General features: G+C 35.7%; 22 protein-coding genes and 1 pseudogene. 2 read left to right on the top strand and 21 right to left on the bottom strand.

The annotated features are described in order from the left end of the window. Positions 1–95: 95 nt before the first annotated feature. The 5 genes from M1D66_RS19365 to M1D66_RS19385 all read right to left on the bottom strand — a co-directional run bounded on the left by M1D66_RS19365 (position 96) and on the right by M1D66_RS19385 (position 4,251). Positions 96–1,118, bottom strand: a complete 1,023-nt coding sequence (locus M1D66_RS19365) for an NAD(P)H-dependent glycerol-3-phosphate dehydrogenase (protein WP_000161763.1) — start codon at positions 1,116–1,118, stop codon at positions 96–98. Between the two features lie 18 nt (positions 1,119–1,136). Next, positions 1,137–2,447 carry a ribosome biogenesis GTPase Der gene (der, locus tag M1D66_RS19370; protein ID WP_001125893.1) on the bottom strand — a complete coding sequence of 437 codons (1,311 nt, stop codon included), beginning with the start codon at positions 2,445–2,447 and terminating at the stop codon, positions 1,137–1,139. 124 nt (positions 2,448–2,571) lie between these two features. Continuing rightward, positions 2,572–2,757 (bottom strand): capping complex subunit for YIEGIA, encoded by a 186-nt coding sequence (locus M1D66_RS19375; protein WP_000979059.1) that lies wholly within the window; start codon positions 2,755–2,757, stop codon positions 2,572–2,574. After that, positions 2,754–3,647, bottom strand: a complete 894-nt coding sequence (locus M1D66_RS19380; protein ID WP_000141596.1) for a YIEGIA family protein — start codon at positions 3,645–3,647, stop codon at positions 2,754–2,756. The genes M1D66_RS19375 and M1D66_RS19380 overlap by 4 nt, the downstream gene beginning before the upstream one ends. Beyond that, positions 3,640–4,251, bottom strand: coding sequence for a YphA family membrane protein (locus M1D66_RS19385; protein WP_000349105.1), 612 nt, complete (start codon positions 4,249–4,251; stop codon positions 3,640–3,642). The genes M1D66_RS19380 and M1D66_RS19385 overlap by 8 nt, the downstream gene beginning before the upstream one ends. Before the next feature lie 117 nt (positions 4,252–4,368). On the opposite strand from M1D66_RS19385, the gene M1D66_RS19390 reads away from it, so the two are divergent. After that, positions 4,369–4,503 (top strand): YpzI family protein, encoded by a 135-nt coding sequence (locus M1D66_RS19390; RefSeq protein WP_000513900.1) that lies wholly within the window; start codon positions 4,369–4,371, stop codon positions 4,501–4,503. A gap of 307 nt (positions 4,504–4,810) precedes the next feature. On the opposite strand, the gene M1D66_RS19395 is transcribed toward M1D66_RS19390, so the two are convergent. From M1D66_RS19395 to M1D66_RS19410, 4 genes are all read right to left on the bottom strand, one after another. Continuing rightward, positions 4,811–5,860: a type 2 isopentenyl-diphosphate Delta-isomerase gene (locus M1D66_RS19395; protein WP_000251035.1), complete on the bottom strand. Its 1,050-nt coding sequence runs from the start codon at positions 5,858–5,860 to the stop codon at positions 4,811–4,813. Positions 5,861–5,872: 12 nt separating this feature from the next. Beyond that, complete coding sequence (gene rpsA / locus M1D66_RS19400) at positions 5,873–7,021, bottom strand: 30S ribosomal protein S1 (protein ID WP_000229559.1); 1,149 nt, start codon at positions 7,019–7,021, stop codon at positions 5,873–5,875. A gap of 334 nt (positions 7,022–7,355) precedes the next feature. Beyond that, complete coding sequence (cmk, locus tag M1D66_RS19405) at positions 7,356–8,033, bottom strand: (d)CMP kinase (protein ID WP_000361252.1); 678 nt, start codon at positions 8,031–8,033, stop codon at positions 7,356–7,358. Between the two features lie 129 nt (positions 8,034–8,162). Further along, positions 8,163–8,336, bottom strand: coding sequence for a YpfB family protein (locus tag M1D66_RS19410; protein ID WP_000738054.1), 174 nt, complete (start codon positions 8,334–8,336; stop codon positions 8,163–8,165). Between the two features lie 180 nt (positions 8,337–8,516). Here M1D66_RS19410 and ansA point away from each other — a divergent pair. Continuing rightward, positions 8,517–9,490 (top strand): annotated as a pseudogene (ansA, locus tag M1D66_RS19415) (asparaginase). A gap of 35 nt (positions 9,491–9,525) precedes the next feature. Here the strand turns inward: ansA and M1D66_RS19420 are convergent. The 12 genes from M1D66_RS19420 to M1D66_RS19475 form a co-directional block, all read right to left on the bottom strand. After that, on the bottom strand, positions 9,526–10,506 hold the full coding sequence (locus M1D66_RS19420) for a YpdA family putative bacillithiol disulfide reductase (RefSeq protein ID WP_242554701.1): 981 nt from the start codon (positions 10,504–10,506) through the stop codon (positions 9,526–9,528). 108 nt (positions 10,507–10,614) lie between these two features. After that, positions 10,615–11,145 carry a peptidoglycan recognition protein family protein gene (locus M1D66_RS19425; protein WP_001240655.1) on the bottom strand — a complete coding sequence of 177 codons (531 nt, stop codon included), beginning with the start codon at positions 11,143–11,145 and terminating at the stop codon, positions 10,615–10,617. A 79-nt stretch (positions 11,146–11,224) separates the two neighbouring features. Then, a complete protein-coding gene (locus tag M1D66_RS19430) occupies positions 11,225–11,461 on the bottom strand; it encodes a DUF3961 domain-containing protein (RefSeq protein WP_001983018.1) in 237 nt (78 codons plus the stop codon). 92 nt (positions 11,462–11,553) lie between these two features. Next, a complete protein-coding gene (locus tag M1D66_RS19435; RefSeq protein ID WP_000426763.1) occupies positions 11,554–11,763 on the bottom strand; it encodes a hypothetical protein in 210 nt (69 codons plus the stop codon). 80 nt (positions 11,764–11,843) lie between these two features. Continuing rightward, complete coding sequence (gene gudB, locus M1D66_RS19440) at positions 11,844–13,130, bottom strand: NAD-specific glutamate dehydrogenase (RefSeq protein WP_000225173.1); 1,287 nt, start codon at positions 13,128–13,130, stop codon at positions 11,844–11,846. 311 nt (positions 13,131–13,441) lie between these two features. Further along, positions 13,442–14,050, bottom strand: a complete 609-nt coding sequence (locus tag M1D66_RS19445; RefSeq protein ID WP_001235402.1) for a genetic competence negative regulator — start codon at positions 14,048–14,050, stop codon at positions 13,442–13,444. A gap of 77 nt (positions 14,051–14,127) precedes the next feature. Continuing rightward, entirely contained in the window at positions 14,128–15,003 is an 876-nt protein-coding gene (locus M1D66_RS19450; RefSeq protein ID WP_242554702.1) for a MerR family transcriptional regulator, read from the bottom strand. Beyond that, complete coding sequence (locus M1D66_RS19455; protein ID WP_000637791.1) at positions 15,003–15,779, bottom strand: metallophosphoesterase; 777 nt, start codon at positions 15,777–15,779, stop codon at positions 15,003–15,005. Before M1D66_RS19455 ends, M1D66_RS19450 begins: the two co-directional genes overlap by 1 nt. Positions 15,780–15,845: 66 nt before the next feature. Beyond that, positions 15,846–16,325: a LysM peptidoglycan-binding domain-containing protein gene (locus M1D66_RS19460; RefSeq protein WP_001231553.1), complete on the bottom strand. Its 480-nt coding sequence runs from the start codon at positions 16,323–16,325 to the stop codon at positions 15,846–15,848. A 22-nt stretch (positions 16,326–16,347) separates the two neighbouring features. After that, positions 16,348–16,911, bottom strand: a complete 564-nt coding sequence (locus tag M1D66_RS19465) for a CPBP family intramembrane glutamic endopeptidase (RefSeq protein WP_001025780.1) — start codon at positions 16,909–16,911, stop codon at positions 16,348–16,350. Then, on the bottom strand, positions 16,911–18,440 hold the full coding sequence (recQ, locus tag M1D66_RS19470) for an ATP-dependent DNA helicase RecQ (RefSeq protein WP_242554703.1): 1,530 nt from the start codon (positions 18,438–18,440) through the stop codon (positions 16,911–16,913). The genes M1D66_RS19465 and recQ overlap by 1 nt, the downstream gene beginning before the upstream one ends. Then, a complete protein-coding gene (locus M1D66_RS19475) occupies positions 18,430–19,491 on the bottom strand; it encodes a YpbB family protein (protein WP_001167001.1) in 1,062 nt (353 codons plus the stop codon). The genes recQ and M1D66_RS19475 overlap by 11 nt, the downstream gene beginning before the upstream one ends. Positions 19,492–19,738 lie beyond the last annotated feature (247 nt).

Below are 19,738 nucleotides of genomic sequence, written 5' to 3' on the forward strand. Positions count from 1 at the left end.
GTTACTCTTCATCCTATGCAAAAATGAAAAAATGGTGAAAAGACCCAAAAAATAAAAAAGCGACAGAAGTACAAATGTACTTCTGTCGCTTTTCTTTACAGTAAATCAGGTATAGCTTCCACTTCATGTTTTCGAACACGTCCCATCAATGAGCCTACTGCATCTTTTACGTTATTCCCATTGAACAGCACGTCATATAAAGCAGCTGTAATCGGCATTTCAACTTCCATTTTCTCTGCCAATTCATGAGCAGCTTTCGTTGTTCTTACACCTTCCACAACCATACCCATGCTTTCTAACACTTCTTCTAAAGAGTGTCCTTTTCCAAGCATATTTCCAGCGCGCCAATTTCGGCTATGAACACTTGTACAAGTTACAATTAAGTCTCCCATACCAGTTAGACCAGCAAACGTTAACGGATTCCCGCCCATTTTTCTTCCTAAACGAGCAATCTCTGTTAAACCACGTGTCATCAATGCCGCCTTTGCATTATCACCTAATCCAAGACCATCAGTTATACCAGCAGCTAATGCGATAATATTTTTTAACGCACCACCAAGTTCAACTCCAACGATATCTGGATTTGTGTATACACGAAAATAACTATTCATAAATAAATCTTGTACTTCCTCAGCCGCTTCCATACGCTTTGCTGCAGACGTAACTGTTGTCGCTTGTCGTAAACCGACTTCTTCAGCATGACTCGGTCCAGACAGTACAACAACATCTTTAATTAAGTGCTCTGGAATTTCTTCCTCAATCACTTCCGAAATACGTTTTGACGTACCAGGTTCAATTCCTTTGCTCGCATGAATCCAAGTAATTGGTTCAGTAACAATTTCTTTCATCTCTTGTAATACATCTCTGTACGCTTTCGTTGGTACTACTAGCAGTACTGTATTTACATCTACTAATGCTTCTTCTAAAGAAGAGTAGGCTACGATTGTGCTTGGCAATGTAATGCCTGGGAGATATCGACTATTCTCATGTTTCGTATTAATTTCATCCATAAGTTCTGGGCGATTTCCCCAAATACGTACATCATGTCCATTGTCAGCTAATACCATCGCTAACGCTGTTCCCCAGCTACCTGCTCCTACTACTGTGATTTTTGTCATAAAATCACATCCTCTCCATTAGTCTCTTGCTCTAGCGATAATGTGAATCGGCGTTCCTACGAAGCCAAATGATTCACGTAAGCGATTCTTTAAGAAACGCTCATATGAGAAGTGCAATAATTCTGGATCGTTTACAAACACAACAAATGTCGGTGGTTTTACCGCAACTTGTGTTGCATAGAAAATTTTCAGACGGCTACCATTATGAGTTGGCGTCGGATTCATCGCTACCGCATCCATAATTACATCGTTTAATACGTTCGTTTGAATACGGATACTATGACTTTCATTTACCTCATCGATAACCGGTATTAATGTTTGTGTACGTTTTCTCGTTTTTGCAGATAAGAAAACAATTGGTGCGTATTCTAAGAATTGGAAATGAGCACGGATATTTTCTTCAAATGCTTTCATTGTTTTTTCGTCTTTTTTCACTGCATCCCATTTATTTACAACGATAACAACAGCTCGCCCTGAATCATGAGCATATCCAGCGATTTTTTTATCTTGCTCAATAATTCCTTCTTCACCATCTAAAACAACTAAAACAACGTCAGAACGTTCAATCGCTCTTAGCGCACGAAGTACACTATATTTTTCTGTACTTTCATACACTTTTCCTTTTTTACGCATACCAGCTGTATCAATAATTACATAATCTTTTCCATCTTTACTATATGGTGTATCGACAGCATCACGAGTTGTTCCTGCTACATTACTAACAATTACACGCTCTTGACCAAGAAGAGCATTTACAAGTGATGATTTCCCTACGTTTGGACGTCCAATTAAAGAGAAACGAATTGTGTCTTCATCATATCCGTCTTCTTCAATCTTTGGAAAATGTTGTGCAGCTTCGTCTAGTAAGTCACCTAACCCTAATCCGTGTGTACCTGAAATTGGGAATGGTTCGCCAAATCCTAATGCATAAAAGTCATAAATGTCACTGCGCATTTCCGGATTGTCCACTTTATTTACTGCAAGTACAACCGGTTTATTTGAACGATATAAAATTTTTGCAACTTCTTCATCAGCTGCTGTTACACCGTCACGACCGTTTGTCATAAAAATGATAACATCCGCTTCATCAATTGCTACTTCAGCTTGTTGACGAATTTGTGTCAAAAACGGCTCGTCTCCAATATCAATTCCGCCCGTATCAATAATGTTAAATTCATGATTTAACCATTCTCCAGCGCTATAAATACGATCGCGCGTTACACCTGGAATATCTTCTACGATTGAAACTCTTTCTCCAACAATTCTATTGAAAATAGTAGATTTCCCTACGTTCGGGCGACCTACTATCGCTATTACTGGTTTCGGCATATACTTTCATCCTTTCAACTTGCTTCTGTTTATTATGTAAAAAACCCTTCTTTGTGCAAGAAGGGATTTGCATTCCAGAATATTTCTCAACGTATCAAAACACCTCACATTATAACACACGTTGCTAATGTTTCACAATAATATATACATTCTCTTGTAAGCGATGTGCAATACCATCTAAAATTGCTTCTAAATTATTTGCAACAAATTCTAGTTCCTCCGTCGATTCGCAAACGAATAAAGGAGCACCACCTGCAAATTTTTCTGGAGTCGTTGTTATAACTGCCAGAATAACACTTTCTAACATCATCTCTTATCTCCCCTTCCTTTTGGGGCTTCCGATGACATATGGACAGCACTTTCTAACGTTGGTACATTTCCTATGACACCTATCGCTTTCTCTGCATCTTGATCTTGCGGCAGGACAAAAATCCCAACCCTGCCATCCTCTAAATCACGCTTTGCTAACGGTACAAGCGCTGGTGTACCAGAATCTCTATAAATCCCTAACGCTACTGAAACATCGTGTAAAATAGCTTGTCGTTGCCCTAAATTTGAGATTGTAACCATCGCATCAATTGATTTCGGCTTTAAAATAAAACCCATACCATATTTCATAATTTCTTCTTGTCTTGCTGGCAATCCAATATTCATAATGTAAATATTGTCAATATAAAGCCCTGCTCCTTCAAAACGAAGCGGAACGTGCTCAATTTCAACAAGATCATGTAGCCTTTTACCAGACATTAATTTTTTCGCGATAAAAAATGCGATTATAGCCATAATTACTCCTGCAATCCATGAACGGAATCCTATATACGCAAACGTCGTTGCAAACGACGTTAACATTGCCAAATAGTTGCGACTTTCAAAAACCAATGCAATTCCTTCAATGTATGTATTTCCACGCGGTACGAGCTCATACCCATCTAATTGTTGAAGCGTATTTCTTTCCATATTACGTACATCACGAAATTGTGTCGCTGCTAATGTAAGAAATGTAATGGCAGAAAAATCTTTTTTCAAAATAGACGGGATTGCAATCGCTCCTAAAGCAGCTGCAATTAACCCCATTGCAATATGAATAATTTTCCCATGTAGCCTCGTCGGATATTGCCGCGTATCCGTCCGAAGCATTAGCACCCTTGTAACTGTCCCCGCTATTACGCCGCATAAAATGGCTGGTGTATATTCAGTCATGTATTACCCTCGCCTTTCTTTTACGTGTTTTTCTCTTAAACCGTTCCATGTATACTGATGCTTTTGCAATCCAAAACAATATTGCCATGAATAATGTAGAAATGGCGACGATATCAAAAAATGCTAAACTACCGTAATCATATGGAAAATTCAATTTCCTAAAAATAAATGTCACTAGCAGCTCTCCTTGTAACATCCCTACATATAGAGAACATAATCGTAATATGCGATCCCCATGCAATAACACCGATGCATACACAAGAGCACTACTTAGCAGAAACACTCTATCCACCACAATCCAAATCGGATCATATATTTCTAACAGATGAAAACTTGTATATAACATTGCAATAATAAGTGCCGAAAGTAAGCTATACAATTTTTTCCAGACGGAATATAGCGTGATCCCTATAAAAGAAATAATACAAAGTAAAAGAGCATTTACTGATACCACGAATGAGGCAATCGTTACATGTAACGGAGAGCAAATTATAAAAATCAGTATACAAGCGCCTAACTTCCACCGGATAGAGTCCTTTTTCATAAAAAAGGTTACAATGATCCACCCTATCCAAGCTACAAAATAAAAAGTACTTCCATCCATCAACTTCACCTCCTATGTTTTCCATTATGGGAACTTTTTATGAAAGTTAATCCACTTTATTTACGCATAGTTTTTTCTTATAACAGCAACACTTTTAACAAGGAGGTGTTATTCATTATGGGTAAAGATCGCCAAGAACGAAAACTACGAGAATCACGCCGCGTTGAATCCGATCGTGATCAATCACTACAATATCCAGGTGCAACTGGACTTGATACACCAGAACAGGCTCGAAAACAAAACCAGCACTAATTAATACAAAAAGACGGTTTCTATATTGTACGAAACCGTCTTTTACATAATCAGTTTAATGATTTCTATTTATATTGAAATAATATTTCGCACACTATATCCTCCCATTACTTCTTTTTACCTTCACCTATTCCCATTAAAAATTAAGTTCTCTCCAGTAATTCGACAACACACCATCTACATTTTTCAACCCTTTTTCAATTACAATTTTTACGAAATGATATTTTTATATAATGCTAATTCCATTCTCCACTTTATATTACGAAAAAGAATAGAACAAAAAAAAATCAACCGAACGGTTGATTTTTTATCTCCTACTATAATGCGCAGTATCAATACCACGCTGCATTAACCAATGATATGTTTCACCCTTTACAACAAGAGGTACAGATTGCAACTCTTCTATCGTCTTCGCACCAAGAGCTGTCATTATAAATTTCAAATCTGTATGTAGAAGCTCAATTTCATCCAATAACTTCTCAATACCATCTTGCATTAAAATACGTAAAAAGTAACCAGCAAACGCAGTTGTATTCGCCCCTAATGCGATCGCTTTCGCTACGTCAAGCGCTGTTTGTATACCCCCAGATGCAATAAAAGAGAGGTTATTATTTGTAGAGGTTGCTTCAATAATCGAGGTTGCTGTTTGTATGCCCCAGTTATTAAAATAAGAAAGCATTCGCTGCCTTCTTTCGTTTTCAACAGCAGCAAAATTCGTACCACCTTGCCCACCAATATCAATTGCTGTTACACCTACGTTCACTAACTGTTGCATTGTTTCCTTACTCATCCCAAATCCAACTTCTTTTACAATGATAGGAACTTTACTATTTAAAACAATTTTCTCAATACGCTGAAGTACTCCAGTAAAATCACGGTCTCCTTCTGGCATCGTTAACTCTTGTATGACATTTAAATGAATTTGTAATGCATTCGCTTCAATCATATCAACGGCGCGCTCTGCCTGCTCGATAGTTGCCTCACTACCTAAATTAGCAAAGAAAATACCATTTGGGTTTACCTTTCTAATCACCTTATAAGAAGCAGCTTCACTTTCATCTTTTAACGCCGCCATTTGCGAACCTACAGCCATAGCAAGGTTATGATGTTTCGCTACATATGCTAATTGCTCATTAATATGTAACGTTTTCTCTCCTCCACCACCAGTCATCGCATTGATAAAAATCGGCGAACTTAGTGAAAGTTCGCCGATTTTTGTTTCACATGTTATTGTGTCATAATTTGAATTTGGCAAGCTTTGATGCACAAAATCAATATCATGAAAGCCATGCGTACGAGACTGACCAGTAGAAAGAGCATATTCAATATGATCTAATTTACGTTTTGCCCTTACCACTTGTACCCCTCATTATTTCTTTAATTTTTTCAGTTGTTCACCAATAATATCACTTAATTGGAAAGTAGCAGAATCAGCATTTGGCTCATACTGACTATAATCTTCAGTTACATTATTTTCCTCAAGCGCTTCTTTTATACTTAAAGAAATACGTTTCTCTGCTACGTGAACTTCAAGTACTTTCACTTTTACTTCTTGTCCCATTTCCAATACTTCATTCGGATTTTTCACGTGACGATTTGCAATTTGAGATACGTGTACAAGCCCTTCAACGCCCGGTAAAATCTCAACGAATGCACCAAATGTAACAAGGCGTTTCACTACTCCCTCACGAATATCTCCAGCTTTTATTTCGCCAGCAACGTTTTCCCAAGGTCCTGGTTGAGCTGCTTTAATTGATAAAGAAATACGTTGTGTATCAGCATCAACAGATAACACCTTTACCTTAACCTTTTGACCTTGCTCTAACACTTCAGAAGGTTGCTCTACACGTTCGTGTGAAATTTGTGAAATGTGAACTAAACCGTCCACTCCACCAACGTTAACGAATGCGCCAAAGTCAGTTAATCGTTGTACTGTTCCTTCAACAACGTCCCCTTCTTTTAATGAAGAAATTGCTTCTTTTTTCTTAGAATCTAGTTCTAATTCTACTACCGCTTTATGCGAAAGGATTACACGATTTTTTTCACGGTCTAATTCAACAATTTTCACCGCTAATGTTTTACCTTTATAGTCAGTAAAGTCTTCTACATAATGTACTTCTACAAGTGAAGCTGGAATAAAACCGCGAACACCAAGGTCCACAACTAATCCGCCATTCACAATATCTTTTACAGTAACATCAAATACATGACCAGAAGTAAATTTCTCTTGTAGTTCTACCCATGCTTTTTCTGCATCAACAGCACGTTTAGATAAGACAAGATCATCTTCTTCTAATTTAATAATTTTCAACTCTAGTGTTTGATCTAATTCTACAACATCGCTTGCTTTTTCAATATGAACGTTAGCTAATTCACTAATTGGAATTACGCCATCTGTTTTGTATCCAACATTTACAAGCACTTGTTTCTCTTCAACCTTCGTTACAGAACCTGTAACAACGTCACCAACTTGTAATTCTTTTGAATCCATAACTTCTTCATTCATTTTCTCTACCATGGAAATACCTCCCTACAGAATTGACAAAGCATTTTTTATGTATATACGAAATGAAAACAAAGTTTTCATTTGCATGTTTAAGAATTTCTCATCACATACTCTTTTTCAATAACATTCACAAGAAAATATATTAAACCTATATAAATAGTATACAGCAAAACCAGCTTGAAAAAAGTATGTTTTGAAATATAATAGCGAATATATTCTGACAGTTTTATTCCTCTTTAACTAACTTCTTACAAATCAGCTCATTTGTCAAGGAAAGAGACTCACAATTCACGTATCCTTTACATTTCTATTTAAACAAAAAAAGAAAGAGGATTATCCCCTTTCTTTATTTCGCAAACACTCCAGAAACAATGCTCATAATTTTTTGGACAACTTCTTCAATTGATAAAGAAGTCGTATCTAATTCCAATGCATCATCAGCCTTTTTTAGTGGAGAAACTTCGCGTTCTGAATCTAATTTATCACGCTGAGCAATTTCTTCTTTTAGCTGCTCTAAATTAGAATCGAAACCTTTATTTAAATTTTCTAAATGTCTTCTTTCCGCTCTTTCTTCAACAGAAGCAAGCATAAAGATTTTCACTTCAGCATCCGGTAATACATGTGTACCAATATCACGGCCGTCCATTACAACGCCGCCTTTTTTCGCTAACTCTTGCTGACGACGTACCATTTCTTCACGAACAAGGCGATGTTTCGCTACAATAGATACTCGATTCGTCACATCAGGTGTACGAATTACTTCAGAAACATCTTGTCCATTTAAAAATACAAGCTGTGTATTTTCTCCTTGCTGAAACTCAATATTTACATTCTTTACAACTTCCATTAACTGCTCTTCATTTTCAATGTCTACTTTTTGTTCAAGGGCTGCATATGTAAGCGTACGGTACATTGCGCCTGTATCAATATAAACGTAAGAAAGTTCCTTCGCAACAACTTTTGCCACTGTACTTTTCCCAGCAGCTGCTGGACCATCTATAGCAATTGAAATTCGTTTATCCATTGTAACACCTCATTTTTTCACTTATAAAACAAAACGAAAAGCAGGTGTTCACCCTGCTTCTTCTCATTTGCTTCACGTCATTAAATCCTCAATTATTGTAGCATAATCCTTCATAGAAGAAAATGAAAACTACCTATTCACCTGCAAGATTTCCACTTTGTTTTTTACCATGACACCCTCATAATAAACAATTTTAGATAAATATTTCACTGATGACTTATGTATAAATAACAATTGCACAATAGAAAGACAAATGAATTGTATTATTAATATACGAATAAAAATTCTCTCCATCTTTTTCACCAGAATTCTTCCCTCCTATACTATATTTGCACATTTCGTTTCATAATTTTATACATCGTACATATAGCAGTTAATTTTATTGTCATTTTCGAGGCATACTTTTATACATTTCCATTGTCGAATTTACTCAAAACATGTTATGTTCTAAATGTATTTTTTTACTTGAAAGGGGTATAAGCATTGAAAAGAATCCTAGTTTTACACACAGGTGGAACAATTGCAATGGAGGAAGATAAAGAAACTGGGGTCGTACAACCAGGTGAAAAAAATCCTCTTTTAAAATTCATTCCTGATTTAGAAGGCGATGTTGATTTAATCGTTGAAGATGTGTTCCACCTACCATCTCCTCATATGACACCGAGCGAAATGTTACAATTACAAGTCATCATTGATGAAAGAGTAAAACAAGACAACATTCATGGCGTAGTCATTACGCATGGCACGGATACATTAGAAGAAACAGCTTATTTCTTAGATTTAACAGTACAAGCAACTATTCCGATCGTAGTGACAGGTGCAATGCGCTCTAGCAATGAGTTAGGTGCTGATGGTCTATATAACTTCTTATCAGCTGTAAAAGTTGCTAGTTGTGATGAAGCTGCAGAAAAAGGTGTTTTAGTCGTATTAAACGACGAAATTCATTGCGCTACAAATGTAACGAAAACACATACAAGTAATGTTGCAACATTCCAAAGCCCACAATACGGACCAATTGGAATGGTAACAAAACGCGGGTTGTCTTCCATCACGCTTTAGTACATCACGAAACATATACGATAAACAAAGTGTCTAAAAATGTAGTTGTTCTAAAAGCATATGCTGGCATGGATGATACATTATTAGCAGCAATCGAAAATCTTCCTGTAGACGGCATTGTTATCGAAGCTCTTGGACAAGGTAATCTCCCTCCAAGAACACTACCTAGTCTAGAAAGATTATTAAATAGAGGTATTCCTGTCGTATTAGTTTCTCGCTGTTTCAACGGTATCGTTCAAGACGTATATTCGTATGAAGGTGGCGGTAAACACTTAAAAGATATGGGCATTGTATTCACATACGGCTTAAATGCACAAAAAGCACGCATTAAATTACTTGTTGCATTAGAGAATACAAATTCTCATGAATCCATTCAAAATATGTTTATGCACGAATAAAAAGGAGCTGTCGAGGTTTTCCCGACAGCTCCTTTTTATTTTTCTCTTGATGCAATGGTTTGCGCAATCGCATCTCCATGAAATCTTCCGTTCTCGATAAATATTTCATTTGCATTATTTCCAGCAGCAATGACACCTGCAATGAAAATATTTTCAGCATTCGTTTCCATTCTATCCTCTGTATAAATTGGACGTCCTGTTTCTTCATCAATCTGAACACCCATCTTCGTTAAGAAGCTATGATCAGGATGATAACCAGTCATCGCAAATACAAAATCGTTTTTGATTGTAAGAGCTTCACCATCAACTGTAAACGTTAATGTATGCTCAGTAATTTCTTTCACATGAGCCCCAAAATGCATTTGAATTGTACCATTTCGTACTAACGCCTCAAATTCCGGCAAAATCCAAGGCTTTATGCTTGGTGAATACTCACTTCCACGATACAGTACCGTTACACGTGCACCAGATTTAACAAGTTCTAACGCGGCATCTACACTCGAGTTTTTCCCACCTATAACTACTACATCTCGATCAAAATAAGGATGCCCCTCTTTAAAATAGTGAGCTACTTTCTTCAATTCCTCACCTGGAACATTCATATAATTTGGATTATCATAATATCCAGTTGCTACAACAATATATTTCGCTATATATATTTCCTTACTTCCGTCACGCTTTGTCGTCTCAACCTGAAAAGCTTCTCCATCTTTTTGAACTTTCTCCACTCGCTCAAAAGCATTTACACGTACAGATTTACGTCTTACTACTTCACGATAATACGCAAGCGCTTGATTTCGAACTGGCTTACGATTTTCTGTAATAAAAGCTACATCACCAATTTCTAATTTTTCACTAGAAGAGAAAAATGTTTGATGAGTTGGATAATTATAAATGGCATTTACAATGTTTCCTTTTTCAATTACTAACGGATTTATCCCTATCTTTTGCAACGAAATTGCAGCCGCTAATCCGCACGGACCGCCTCCGATTATAATAACTGTTTCTTTCTGCATACTCGTCCACTCCTAGTCTTCTACCAATACACTATTTATAAAAACAAGAAAAAACCTACTTACAGCAGTAGGCACCTATCTTTATTGTATTCATTTTTCATATATTTGTCATCTAAACGAAACGTACATCCGATAGACATCTGCTAAAAACTGCTGAAATTTAATACCTTGTTTCCCTAATACATTCTCAGGATCAATCTTTCTAGCTGGATCAAGCGTTTTATGTGACACGATATCTTTTTTCGGATTTAAGCCAAAGTTTTGGCATAAATACGCATGATACCATGTAAAACGATTATATGCTTCCCAAAAGTTAACATCACCACCATAACAAAGTTCCACTCCAATGGCCGCCTTATTCGCGTCATAGCCATATAAGTCATTATCCGTCGGCACACCATATCGAACATGATACGCAACTTCATTTATAGGAATAATCTCCAATATTGTTTTATCATCTATAAATGTATGCGCCGAAGCTTTCGGTTGTAATTCATTAAAGTAATCTCGATTCCCTATCGCATTGCTTCCAGGATTCCCCGTATCATGGCTTACAATAAATCTCACTTTAGTCAGAGGAATCCCCGGTCGTGAACTTCCATATCCAATATAGTTGCGCTCTATAGGAAACATCGCCATTGCTACCAACTCCCGCTCTAGAAGATTACCTTACTTCCTTATATATGTATTCGGTAGCAATGTCCTTATCGCATATTTCTTACGCGAAGAGAAAATCGAAAATATTTGAAGTGAACACCATAAACAACAAGATACTTACAGCCACTCCATAAAAACCGTAAAACCAAACACAATCTTCTTTCGTATCTAAACCGAAAAATTTATTTACCGATTGTAATAATGTGCCACGCTTGCTTTGTTTGTTTCGTAATACTTCCACTCGCTCTACAACATCTGCTGGCATCATAAATCTTTGGTCTACTGTCATTTTCATCATTTATCTCTCCTTAAAATCATTTCCGTTTTGTTTATCTAAGGAGAGTATAGCACGTTTGTTCGTATAGAACAAGCGTTCTTTTTATTTTTATTTTATTTTTCAGCAAGCCAAGTAAAAATCGAGATTACAACGGCAATAATCGGCCCTACTACAACCACACCAAATACCAAAAACAGTAACCCTTCCCCGAACATCCGAACGGTACTTATTTTTCGAGCTTTCATCGTTCTTGCAAGTTCTCCCTCTAACCTCTTAACCTTCTCTTCTAATTGTTCTACTCGTTCCAGCATTTCATTCTCCATATACAACACCTCATTTAATACTTCAACAAAAAAACGTGATGCCCTCGAAAGGAAATCACGTTTTCTCAAGATATAATATTTTATACCCAACCTCTGAAGCGGCTTGCTTCAGCCATTTTACGAACACCAACCATGTACGCCGCTAAGCGCATGTTCACTTTACGAACTTGTGCTGTTTCATAAATAGAATCAAATGATCTTACCATTACTTTTTCTAAACGTTGTTCTACTTCTTCTTCAGTCCAGTAGTAACCTTGGTTGTTTTGTACCCACTCAAAGTAAGATACTGTTACACCACCAGCACTTGCTAACACGTCTGGAACAAGCAAAATTCCGCGATCTGTTAAAATTTTAGTCGCTTCTAATGTTGTTGGACCATTTGCAGCTTCAACAACGATTTTCGCTTTAATATCATTAGCATTTTCTTCTGTAATTTGGTTCTCAATTGCAGCTGGTACTAAAATATCGCAATCAAGTTCTAACAATTCTTTGTTTGAAATTGTATTGTTAAATAGCTTTGTTACTGTACCGAAGCTATCACGACGGTCTAATAAATAATCAATATCTAATCCGTTTGGATCATGTAACGCGCCGTAAGCATCTGAGATTGCAATAACTTTCGCACCTGCATCATGCATAAATTTAGCTAAGAAGCTACCAGCATTACCGAATCCTTGAACAACAACGCGTGCACCCTTAATATCAATGCCACGTTTTTTAGCAGCTTCGCGAATACAAATTGTTACACCTTTCGCTGTTGCTGTTTCACGTCCATGTGATCCACCTAATACAAGCGGTTTACCTGTAATAAATCCTGGTGAATTAAATTCATCAATACGGCTATACTCATCCATCATCCACGCCATAATTTGAGAGTTTGTGAATACATCTGGAGCTGGAATATCTTTCGTCGGACCTACGATTTGGCTAATTGCTCGTACATAACCGCGGCTTAATCTTTCTAACTCACGGAATGACATTTCACGTGGATCACAGATAATTCCACCCTTACCTCCACCATATGGTAAATCAACAATACCACATTTTAAACTCATCCAGATTGAAAGTGCTTTCACTTCATTTTCTGTTACATTCGGATGGAAGCGAATTCCACCTTTCGTTGGACCAACAGCATCATTATGTTGCGCACGATATCCTGTAAATATTTTAACAGTCCCGTCATCCATACGAACTGGTATTTTCACTGTCATCATACGAATTGGTTCTTTTAATAATTCATATACTTCGTTTGGATAACCCAATTTTTCTAACGCTTCACTAATAACAATTTGTGTTGAATTCAATAGTTCAAAATGTTGTTCCCTTTGTTGTTGTGTTTTTGTTTGAGTTCCCTTTTCGGCTACCATAGTAAGTAAACCCCCTGTAATTTCACTTGTTTAGTAAACCTTCATTGCCTAGTATACACCCTTAAATTTGGAATGCAATAGAAAACGCTAACAAATATATACAAACTATTTTCTGTTGCAAGCGTTTTCACTATTATTATAGTCCTTTTATTACTTTTAGAAAAGTAAAATACTTAAATATTTAAATATTTTTTATTTTCATCAACCACCCTCCCATAAAACTGCATATTTTATTTTCAAAAAGTATGTTCGAGTATTTACAATCATCCCTTCCCTTCTCCAAATAAAAACAAAACCTCAGCTGTGTTGTATTAGCTGAGGTTTTGTTTTTTCACAAAGTAATTGTGTATTTGTTCTATCGCGTTAACATCCATTAATTCTTTACCGTACTCCATGATGCGATAAATGGTTGCTGTAGACGGATTACCGTATTCCGCTAAAATAGCTATAAAATCCGCCTTTAACAATTGAATTTGTTCCTCTTCTTCCACCCAAAGATAGAAGCGCTCATCCCACGTATATAGCTTTCCGCCAGTTACACCAAGGTTATATAAGCGATTCGACAGGTTAATTACGTCATCTAGCGTAGCAAACTCATATAATATATGCTCACTTTCATCTAGAGTCACTTGCATTTCAATAAACTCGTCACGGAACTCATCATCTGTATCCATTTCTTGATTTTCTTTCGTTACAATTACAACCATCCCTTGTGCTTGTAGAGAAAACACTTCAACTGCAATCGGACCATCTGCTTCAAACCCTAATTCCTTATTTGCTTCTTGCATCATATCACGAAATAATTGCTGTACTTTCGGTGCATTTCTCCATAAATCTTCTTTCGTTAATCCTCGTTCAGATAAATCATCAAATGTTAGAAAAATTTTTATCTTATTGTAATTTAATCGTTCCAGCCTCATCTCATACCCTCCCTACGTAACCAATGCATCTAATTTTTATTATATGAAATAGAAAATAGATGGTTCTTTTCGAACAACTATTCCGACATTTTTAACCATCCATCCCATTCTTCTTTCGTATCACCAATTAAGATTGTTTCAATGTCCAACTGGTTTAGAACGCCTAGCTTTCCGATAAATCCAACAGAAAGAGATTCCCTTTTTTCTTGTAATAAATTTATAAAGTTCATCGTCTTTTTCATTTCTTGTTCGTCAGCAAAAGATATAAATACATATTTCGGCTGTATTTCCTCTACCGCTGATAACATACCATCTTCAGCTAAGCTTGTCCTAATATATATCGCCTCATATCCTTTTAAGCGTAAATAAGTTGAAAAAATAAATCCTTTCAATGCATCCTTTTCTAACACAATAACTTTGTGTAAAGAGGAAAACATTGAGGCATTGTGATACACCATCCCTAGACGCGTTTGTAAAAATGATAGTGCATATTGAAATTGCACCATTGAAATCTCATTATTATTTTTTGACGTTAATAATTTGTCTGTCACTCGAAGAACGATACTGGCAACAACCTTTTCTGTTGAATATATACTAAAAGCTTCGTTTAATAATGCAGCAATTGTAATTTCATCAAATTTTAACAAAGCTTGTAGCAAATCGTCCACTAAAACAACTTCTTTATCGAAATGTATCTCTTTTTGAACTGTACTCTGCAAACGATTCTCTTCTAATAACTGAACTGCTTGTCCAATCATCATACCGGAAGAAACTTTTTCCGTTAACCATTTTAAAATTTGAATATGCTCTTCTGTATATAAGCGATGCCCAGCTTGATTCCGCTTTGGGGCAATAATTTGATATCGTCTTTCCCATGCACGAAGCGTACTCGGCTGAACTCCAATTATATTCGAAACGGCTTTTATATTATATTTCCCACTAAGAGTTGGCATCATTTCCCTCCGCACAATGTAATGATATGTGTTTGAGCAGGTGCTCGGAAACGAAGTGGTATCAATGTTGTTCCATACCCATTACTAACAAAGAGAATCGTATTCAAATGGTTATATACGCCACCTTTTAAATATTTTTTAGATGGGAATAATCGGATTTGTCCTCCATGCGTATGTCCACTTAACACAAGTGAAATCTGTTCATTTCCAGACATTTTTTTTATTATATCAGGGTTGTGACTAACTAGGATACGAAAACCATCTTCTTTACAATCCGCCAATGCCAAATCTAGACGATCACGGTGCAATCCAACATCATCTATACCGAGCAAACAAATTTTCTCTCCTAATTCAGACTCAAATACCACTCTTGTATTATCTAAAACTTTTACGTTATTTTCTAATAATAACGCATCTAATTCATGATATTCTATCTCATAATCATTGTTTCCCCACACAAAATATACAGGACCTATCTCTCTTAACTTTTGAATATTCGCAGAGATTTTTGATAAAGAGACACCTTTCTCTGCTAAATCTCCTCCGATAATTACGAGATCTACTTTTCCTTTTACTTGTTCAATTAACAAATTCGAAATGACCCTTCTATGAATATCAGAAATAAAAAACACATTTACTTTTTGAAAACTTTTCGGAAATTCTTTAAATACTAAAGTATGTTCCAACACCGTATTACGCATCGCTTCTTTATACATCACAAAAAGTAATAAAATCCCCATGCCTATGAGAGTACTGAATAATATAATCCATATCATATTTTTGACTCCCTCCTCATAAAGATAATCCTAGGCTTTTATAACAAACTGTGATCGCTTAACTCGCTAGCTTTCTTGCTTTGTGGACTTATCTTTTATCGGAATTTTTAATTCTTGACCTGCACTCACTTCATCTTCCTGCAAGTTATTATACTTTTTAATTACTTCAATTCCATTTCCATCTGAAAAATATTGCTTCGCTATACTTTCTAAAGTTTCTCCCTCTTTCACAGTATGCGTTATTACTTTTTCAGAATGTTTCTGCGACTCAGATTTAGCTGAATCAAAGAAGATTACTTCAAACGCACTTTTTCCAGCATTATTACTATCACCCTTCACCTGAATATATTTATCCGTGTACCACAAAATACTAATCGGCAGAAGAATGAATAGAAATGTTAAAACCCGGACGAAAATGTGATTTATTTTAAACTTTTGTTTTTTCTCTTTATTTCTATGAATTTCACTACGCGGCGGTAAACTTTCTTTTTCTTCCACTCGCTCAACTTCTAATTCCTCTTCAAAATCAGGAATTCGTTTCCTCATGTTGTTCACCACCACCTTCCATTTATTTTCTTAATTGGAGTCCCATTATAAAATCAACAAGAAAGTGTGCAAAGATTGTTATAAACAAATTTCCTGTCCATTCAAATACATAACCAAAGACAAAACTAATAAAACAGACGAAACAAAATAAAAATGGCTTTGTTATATAACGAATATGTAACACTGCAAATACGAAGCTCGCAATTACAATTCCAAAATGAGTCTGTACTACACCTCTAAATAAAAATTCTTCTGCAAAACCAATCAAGAACGTAATAACGAGTAAGTGTAGAACGGACATTCCTCGAAACATCTTATCGTTAATACCACCATCATCAAACCATGACTCCGGAAACACTCGCATTGCAACATAATCTAATAACACAATACCAATCGCTAACAAACCACCTATAATAAGTATAGATACTGGTTCCCATTTCCATAAATTAAAGACTTCTTTTACATCTTGAAATAATATATATGCCAGTAAACAGCCAATACCGATAATAATTAACTGTGTTATATATAGATTCAGCCTTATTTCCTGCGGACTCATATCTTCAACATTATGCCTTTGAATGTTCATCATTCCTCCATCTTTTCTAGGCCGAAAAGCTTTTGTAACTCTGTTTCCCAATTATAGTCGAAATCCGATTGTTGCGCTCGTCTTTTTTTATAATCTTCTTTGGTAATACCGCAATAATCGCAGCAATTCATTAACTCTTGCTCTTTCCTATAACCGAACTGTTGCAGCACATATTCACGTCTACACCCTTTAACTTGTATCCATGACTTCATATTTTCTAGCTCACTATATTTATTACGCAACCTTATTTCTACTTCAGTTATTAATCGGTTCATGATTTCATCTGACAAACCTTCTAATAATAATCTTCGTTGTTGTATAATTCCAACCTGTTCGAGATGATAACGAACGAAACGCCAATATTGCTCATTAAATCTTGCTGCATTATAACAAATTTCTTCTACATCTTCTATTGGTAATTCTTTCGTTTGAAACATTCTTTCTTGTAGTAAAGAAAATAAAAATTGTATTTGTGACTTACTTGGCAATTCATCCTCAATGATTGAAATTGGTAAATCATGATCCAACGGACTACATAATAAAATAGCTATACTCGGTTCGCCATCTCTTCCAGCTCTTCCGATTTCTTGTAAGTAAGAAGCTATATTAGTTGGATAATGAAAATGAATAATATATCGCGTATTCGCCTTATTTACCCCCATACCAAATGCACTTGTGCATATTACAAGTTGCAATTGATTGTTCATAAACTGCTGTTGAATTAACATACGCTCTTCATGTTCCATACCACCATGATAAAAAGCTACACCAGTAACACCTTTCCCTCTCAAGTATTCCGTTAACCTTTCTGTCCACGCTCTACTTGAGCAATAAACAATCCCCGGCCCTTGTAAATACATCACCTGCTCTAAAAGCGCCTCTTTCTTTTCTTCTATCGTCTCTACAAATTGCACATCCATTGCAATATTAGGACGATCAATAGAGTATACATGTTCCGCGGCACCCTTTAAATTTAAACTATCTGCGATATCCTGCAGTACCCCTTTTGTCGCTGTGGCTGTCAATGCTAATACTGTAGGAGAACCAATATTTTCAATAACTACATTTAGTTTTTTATAGTCCGGTCTAAAATCATAACCCCATTGAGAAATACAATGAGCCTCATCAACAACAAATAATGAAATATGAATTTTCTTCAATTCCCTAATTAATAACTCCGACTGCAACATCTCTGGTGAAACAAAAATAAATTTATATGAAGATAATTTTTTCATCGCTTCTCTTTTTTCATTTAATGTCCGAAAACTATTAAATGCTATCACTCGGTCTTTCACAACGTACTTTAATTGTGTCACTTGATCTTCCATTAAAGATAATAACGGTGATACAACAAGCACGGTTCCTTCTCGCATAAGCCCCGGAAACTGATAGCACATAGATTTCCCTCTTCCAGTCGGAAGCATTGCTATCACATCTTTTCCTTCTAATAAATCTGTAATTACTCCTTTTTGACCTGGACGAAATTCAGAATATCCAAACCACTTATATAAATATTCTTCAAGTTTCATTTACACCCTCCATCCGCGCTAATACAAGACGAACTTCAAAATAAGAGATATCTTCTCCAACCGCTTGTTTCAAAACACGTAACTTCCGCGTTTGCAATGCTTCAATTACTTTTATTACTTTGTCTATCTTTTCTTTTTCCATAAACATTTCAATAGAAAAATCTTTTTCTCGCAAAGCAATTTCAACAAAATGATCTTCTATCGTTGCAACCTTTAAATTCCGAATCGTCGCTATTTCTTCTAAAGAACGTCCTTGTCTCCAAAAATTATATGTTTTTTTCGTGGATAAACTAAATAATTCAGCTCTCTCATTTGGATAAGATATAATTTCAGCTAATAGTGGAAATTCATTTTCTTTATCACGAACTTCTTGTATAAAGAAATGTATTGTACCCCAAAATAAAAAATACACCCTGAATATATCTTGTTTCGTAATTTCTGCTAATTGTTGCAATGTACAACCAATGCGTTCATAACCTGTTAATCGATATGTTACAATCGTCGCTTCTATTGCATTACTCTTTTCTAAAAGATTATGTACTTCCGTCCATAGTTTTTTCGCCAACTCACTTCTCTTATATGGCCTTCCTGTTAGAAAACGTTTCACCCACATCATTATTTCTGTATCTTGCTGAATTGGAATAAACCTCGTATTATTCTGTTGTAAATTTGATATGGTTTGAATAATTAATGATAATCTTTTCCAAAATGTTTCACCTAATTCACCATAATGTAAACCATGCAAATGCGCCGGAAAAGCATAAACTTCCTCCCATTTATGTAACTGCATTTTACCCGTAGGTGTTAACACATATGTATTTTCATGTATTTCTTGAATAAAATCCGCTTGCAACAACTTTGCAACTTCACCATCATAGTCATTTCTATTTAATGATTTATATATTCCGAACAAAAAAGAAATTCGGAACATATTTCCATCTTGTAAAGTTTGCGAAGAACGTTTGCCCTTTAGTAAATAATAAATAGAAGAAACGGTTCTTTCACCATTCAATTGTTTTAAACAATGCAACAAAGTATATTGTATTTGCATGACCGCTTCCACCTTCCAATCTTAACTTCATTCTTTTCAGTACAATTACACTATCTACTGTCGCTCATTAAACTTATCATATAAGAACTATATACTTGTATATATTCTATTGTATCAAACGAAATCATATTTACGTATTTTGAAAATCTTATGACATAATTCAAAAATAAGTTGACACTCTAATTGATAAGCATTATCATTATAATTTTATGTTGAAAAGTTTTACAAACCGTTTTACAATAAGGTT

The sequence above is a fragment of the Bacillus sp. PK6-16 genome, from assembly GCF_056530295.1.

Excerpts from the sequence above, each read along its gene's own strand:
- M1D66_RS19455 (WP_000637791.1), bottom strand. The coding sequence starts at position 15,779 with ATGATATGGATTATATTATTCAGTACTCTCATAGGCATGGGGATTTTA.
- M1D66_RS19435 (WP_000426763.1), bottom strand. The coding sequence starts at position 11,763 with ATGGAGAATGAAATGCTGGAACGAGTAGAACAATTAGAAGAGAAGGTT.
- rpsA (WP_000229559.1), bottom strand. The coding sequence starts at position 7,021 with ATGGTAGAGAAAATGAATGAAGAAGTTATGGATTCAAAAGAATTACAA.
- M1D66_RS19445 (WP_001235402.1), bottom strand. The coding sequence starts at position 14,050 with ATGAGGCTGGAACGATTAAATTACAATAAGATAAAAATTTTTCTAACA.
- cmk (WP_000361252.1), bottom strand. The coding sequence starts at position 8,033 with ATGGATAAACGAATTTCAATTGCTATAGATGGTCCAGCAGCTGCTGGG.
- M1D66_RS19380 (WP_000141596.1), bottom strand. The coding sequence starts at position 3,647 with ATGACTGAATATACACCAGCCATTTTATGCGGCGTAATAGCGGGGACA.
- M1D66_RS19425 (WP_001240655.1), bottom strand. The coding sequence starts at position 11,145 with ATGGCGATGTTTCCTATAGAGCGCAACTATATTGGATATGGAAGTTCA.
- gudB (WP_000225173.1), bottom strand. The coding sequence starts at position 13,130 with ATGGTAGCCGAAAAGGGAACTCAAACAAAAACACAACAACAAAGGGAA.
- M1D66_RS19385 (WP_000349105.1), bottom strand. The coding sequence starts at position 4,251 with ATGGATGGAAGTACTTTTTATTTTGTAGCTTGGATAGGGTGGATCATT.
- M1D66_RS19465 (WP_001025780.1), bottom strand. The coding sequence starts at position 16,911 with ATGAACATTCAAAGGCATAATGTTGAAGATATGAGTCCGCAGGAAATA.
- M1D66_RS19475 (WP_001167001.1), bottom strand. The coding sequence starts at position 19,491 with ATGCAAATACAATATACTTTGTTGCATTGTTTAAAACAATTGAATGGT.
- der (WP_001125893.1), bottom strand. The coding sequence starts at position 2,447 with ATGCCGAAACCAGTAATAGCGATAGTAGGTCGCCCGAACGTAGGGAAA.
- M1D66_RS19460 (WP_001231553.1), bottom strand. The coding sequence starts at position 16,325 with ATGAGGAAACGAATTCCTGATTTTGAAGAGGAATTAGAAGTTGAGCGA.
- M1D66_RS19365 (WP_000161763.1), bottom strand. The coding sequence starts at position 1,118 with ATGACAAAAATCACAGTAGTAGGAGCAGGTAGCTGGGGAACAGCGTTA.
- M1D66_RS19450 (WP_242554702.1), bottom strand. The coding sequence starts at position 15,003 with ATGCCAACTCTTAGTGGGAAATATAATATAAAAGCCGTTTCGAATATA.
- M1D66_RS19420 (WP_242554701.1), bottom strand. The coding sequence starts at position 10,506 with ATGCAGAAAGAAACAGTTATTATAATCGGAGGCGGTCCGTGCGGATTA.
- M1D66_RS19375 (WP_000979059.1), bottom strand. The coding sequence starts at position 2,757 with ATGATGTTAGAAAGTGTTATTCTGGCAGTTATAACAACGACTCCAGAA.
- recQ (WP_242554703.1), bottom strand. The coding sequence starts at position 18,440 with ATGAAACTTGAAGAATATTTATATAAGTGGTTTGGATATTCTGAATTT.
- M1D66_RS19390 (WP_000513900.1), top strand. The coding sequence starts at position 4,369 with ATGGGTAAAGATCGCCAAGAACGAAAACTACGAGAATCACGCCGCGTT.
- M1D66_RS19430 (WP_001983018.1), bottom strand. The coding sequence starts at position 11,461 with ATGATGAAAATGACAGTAGACCAAAGATTTATGATGCCAGCAGATGTT.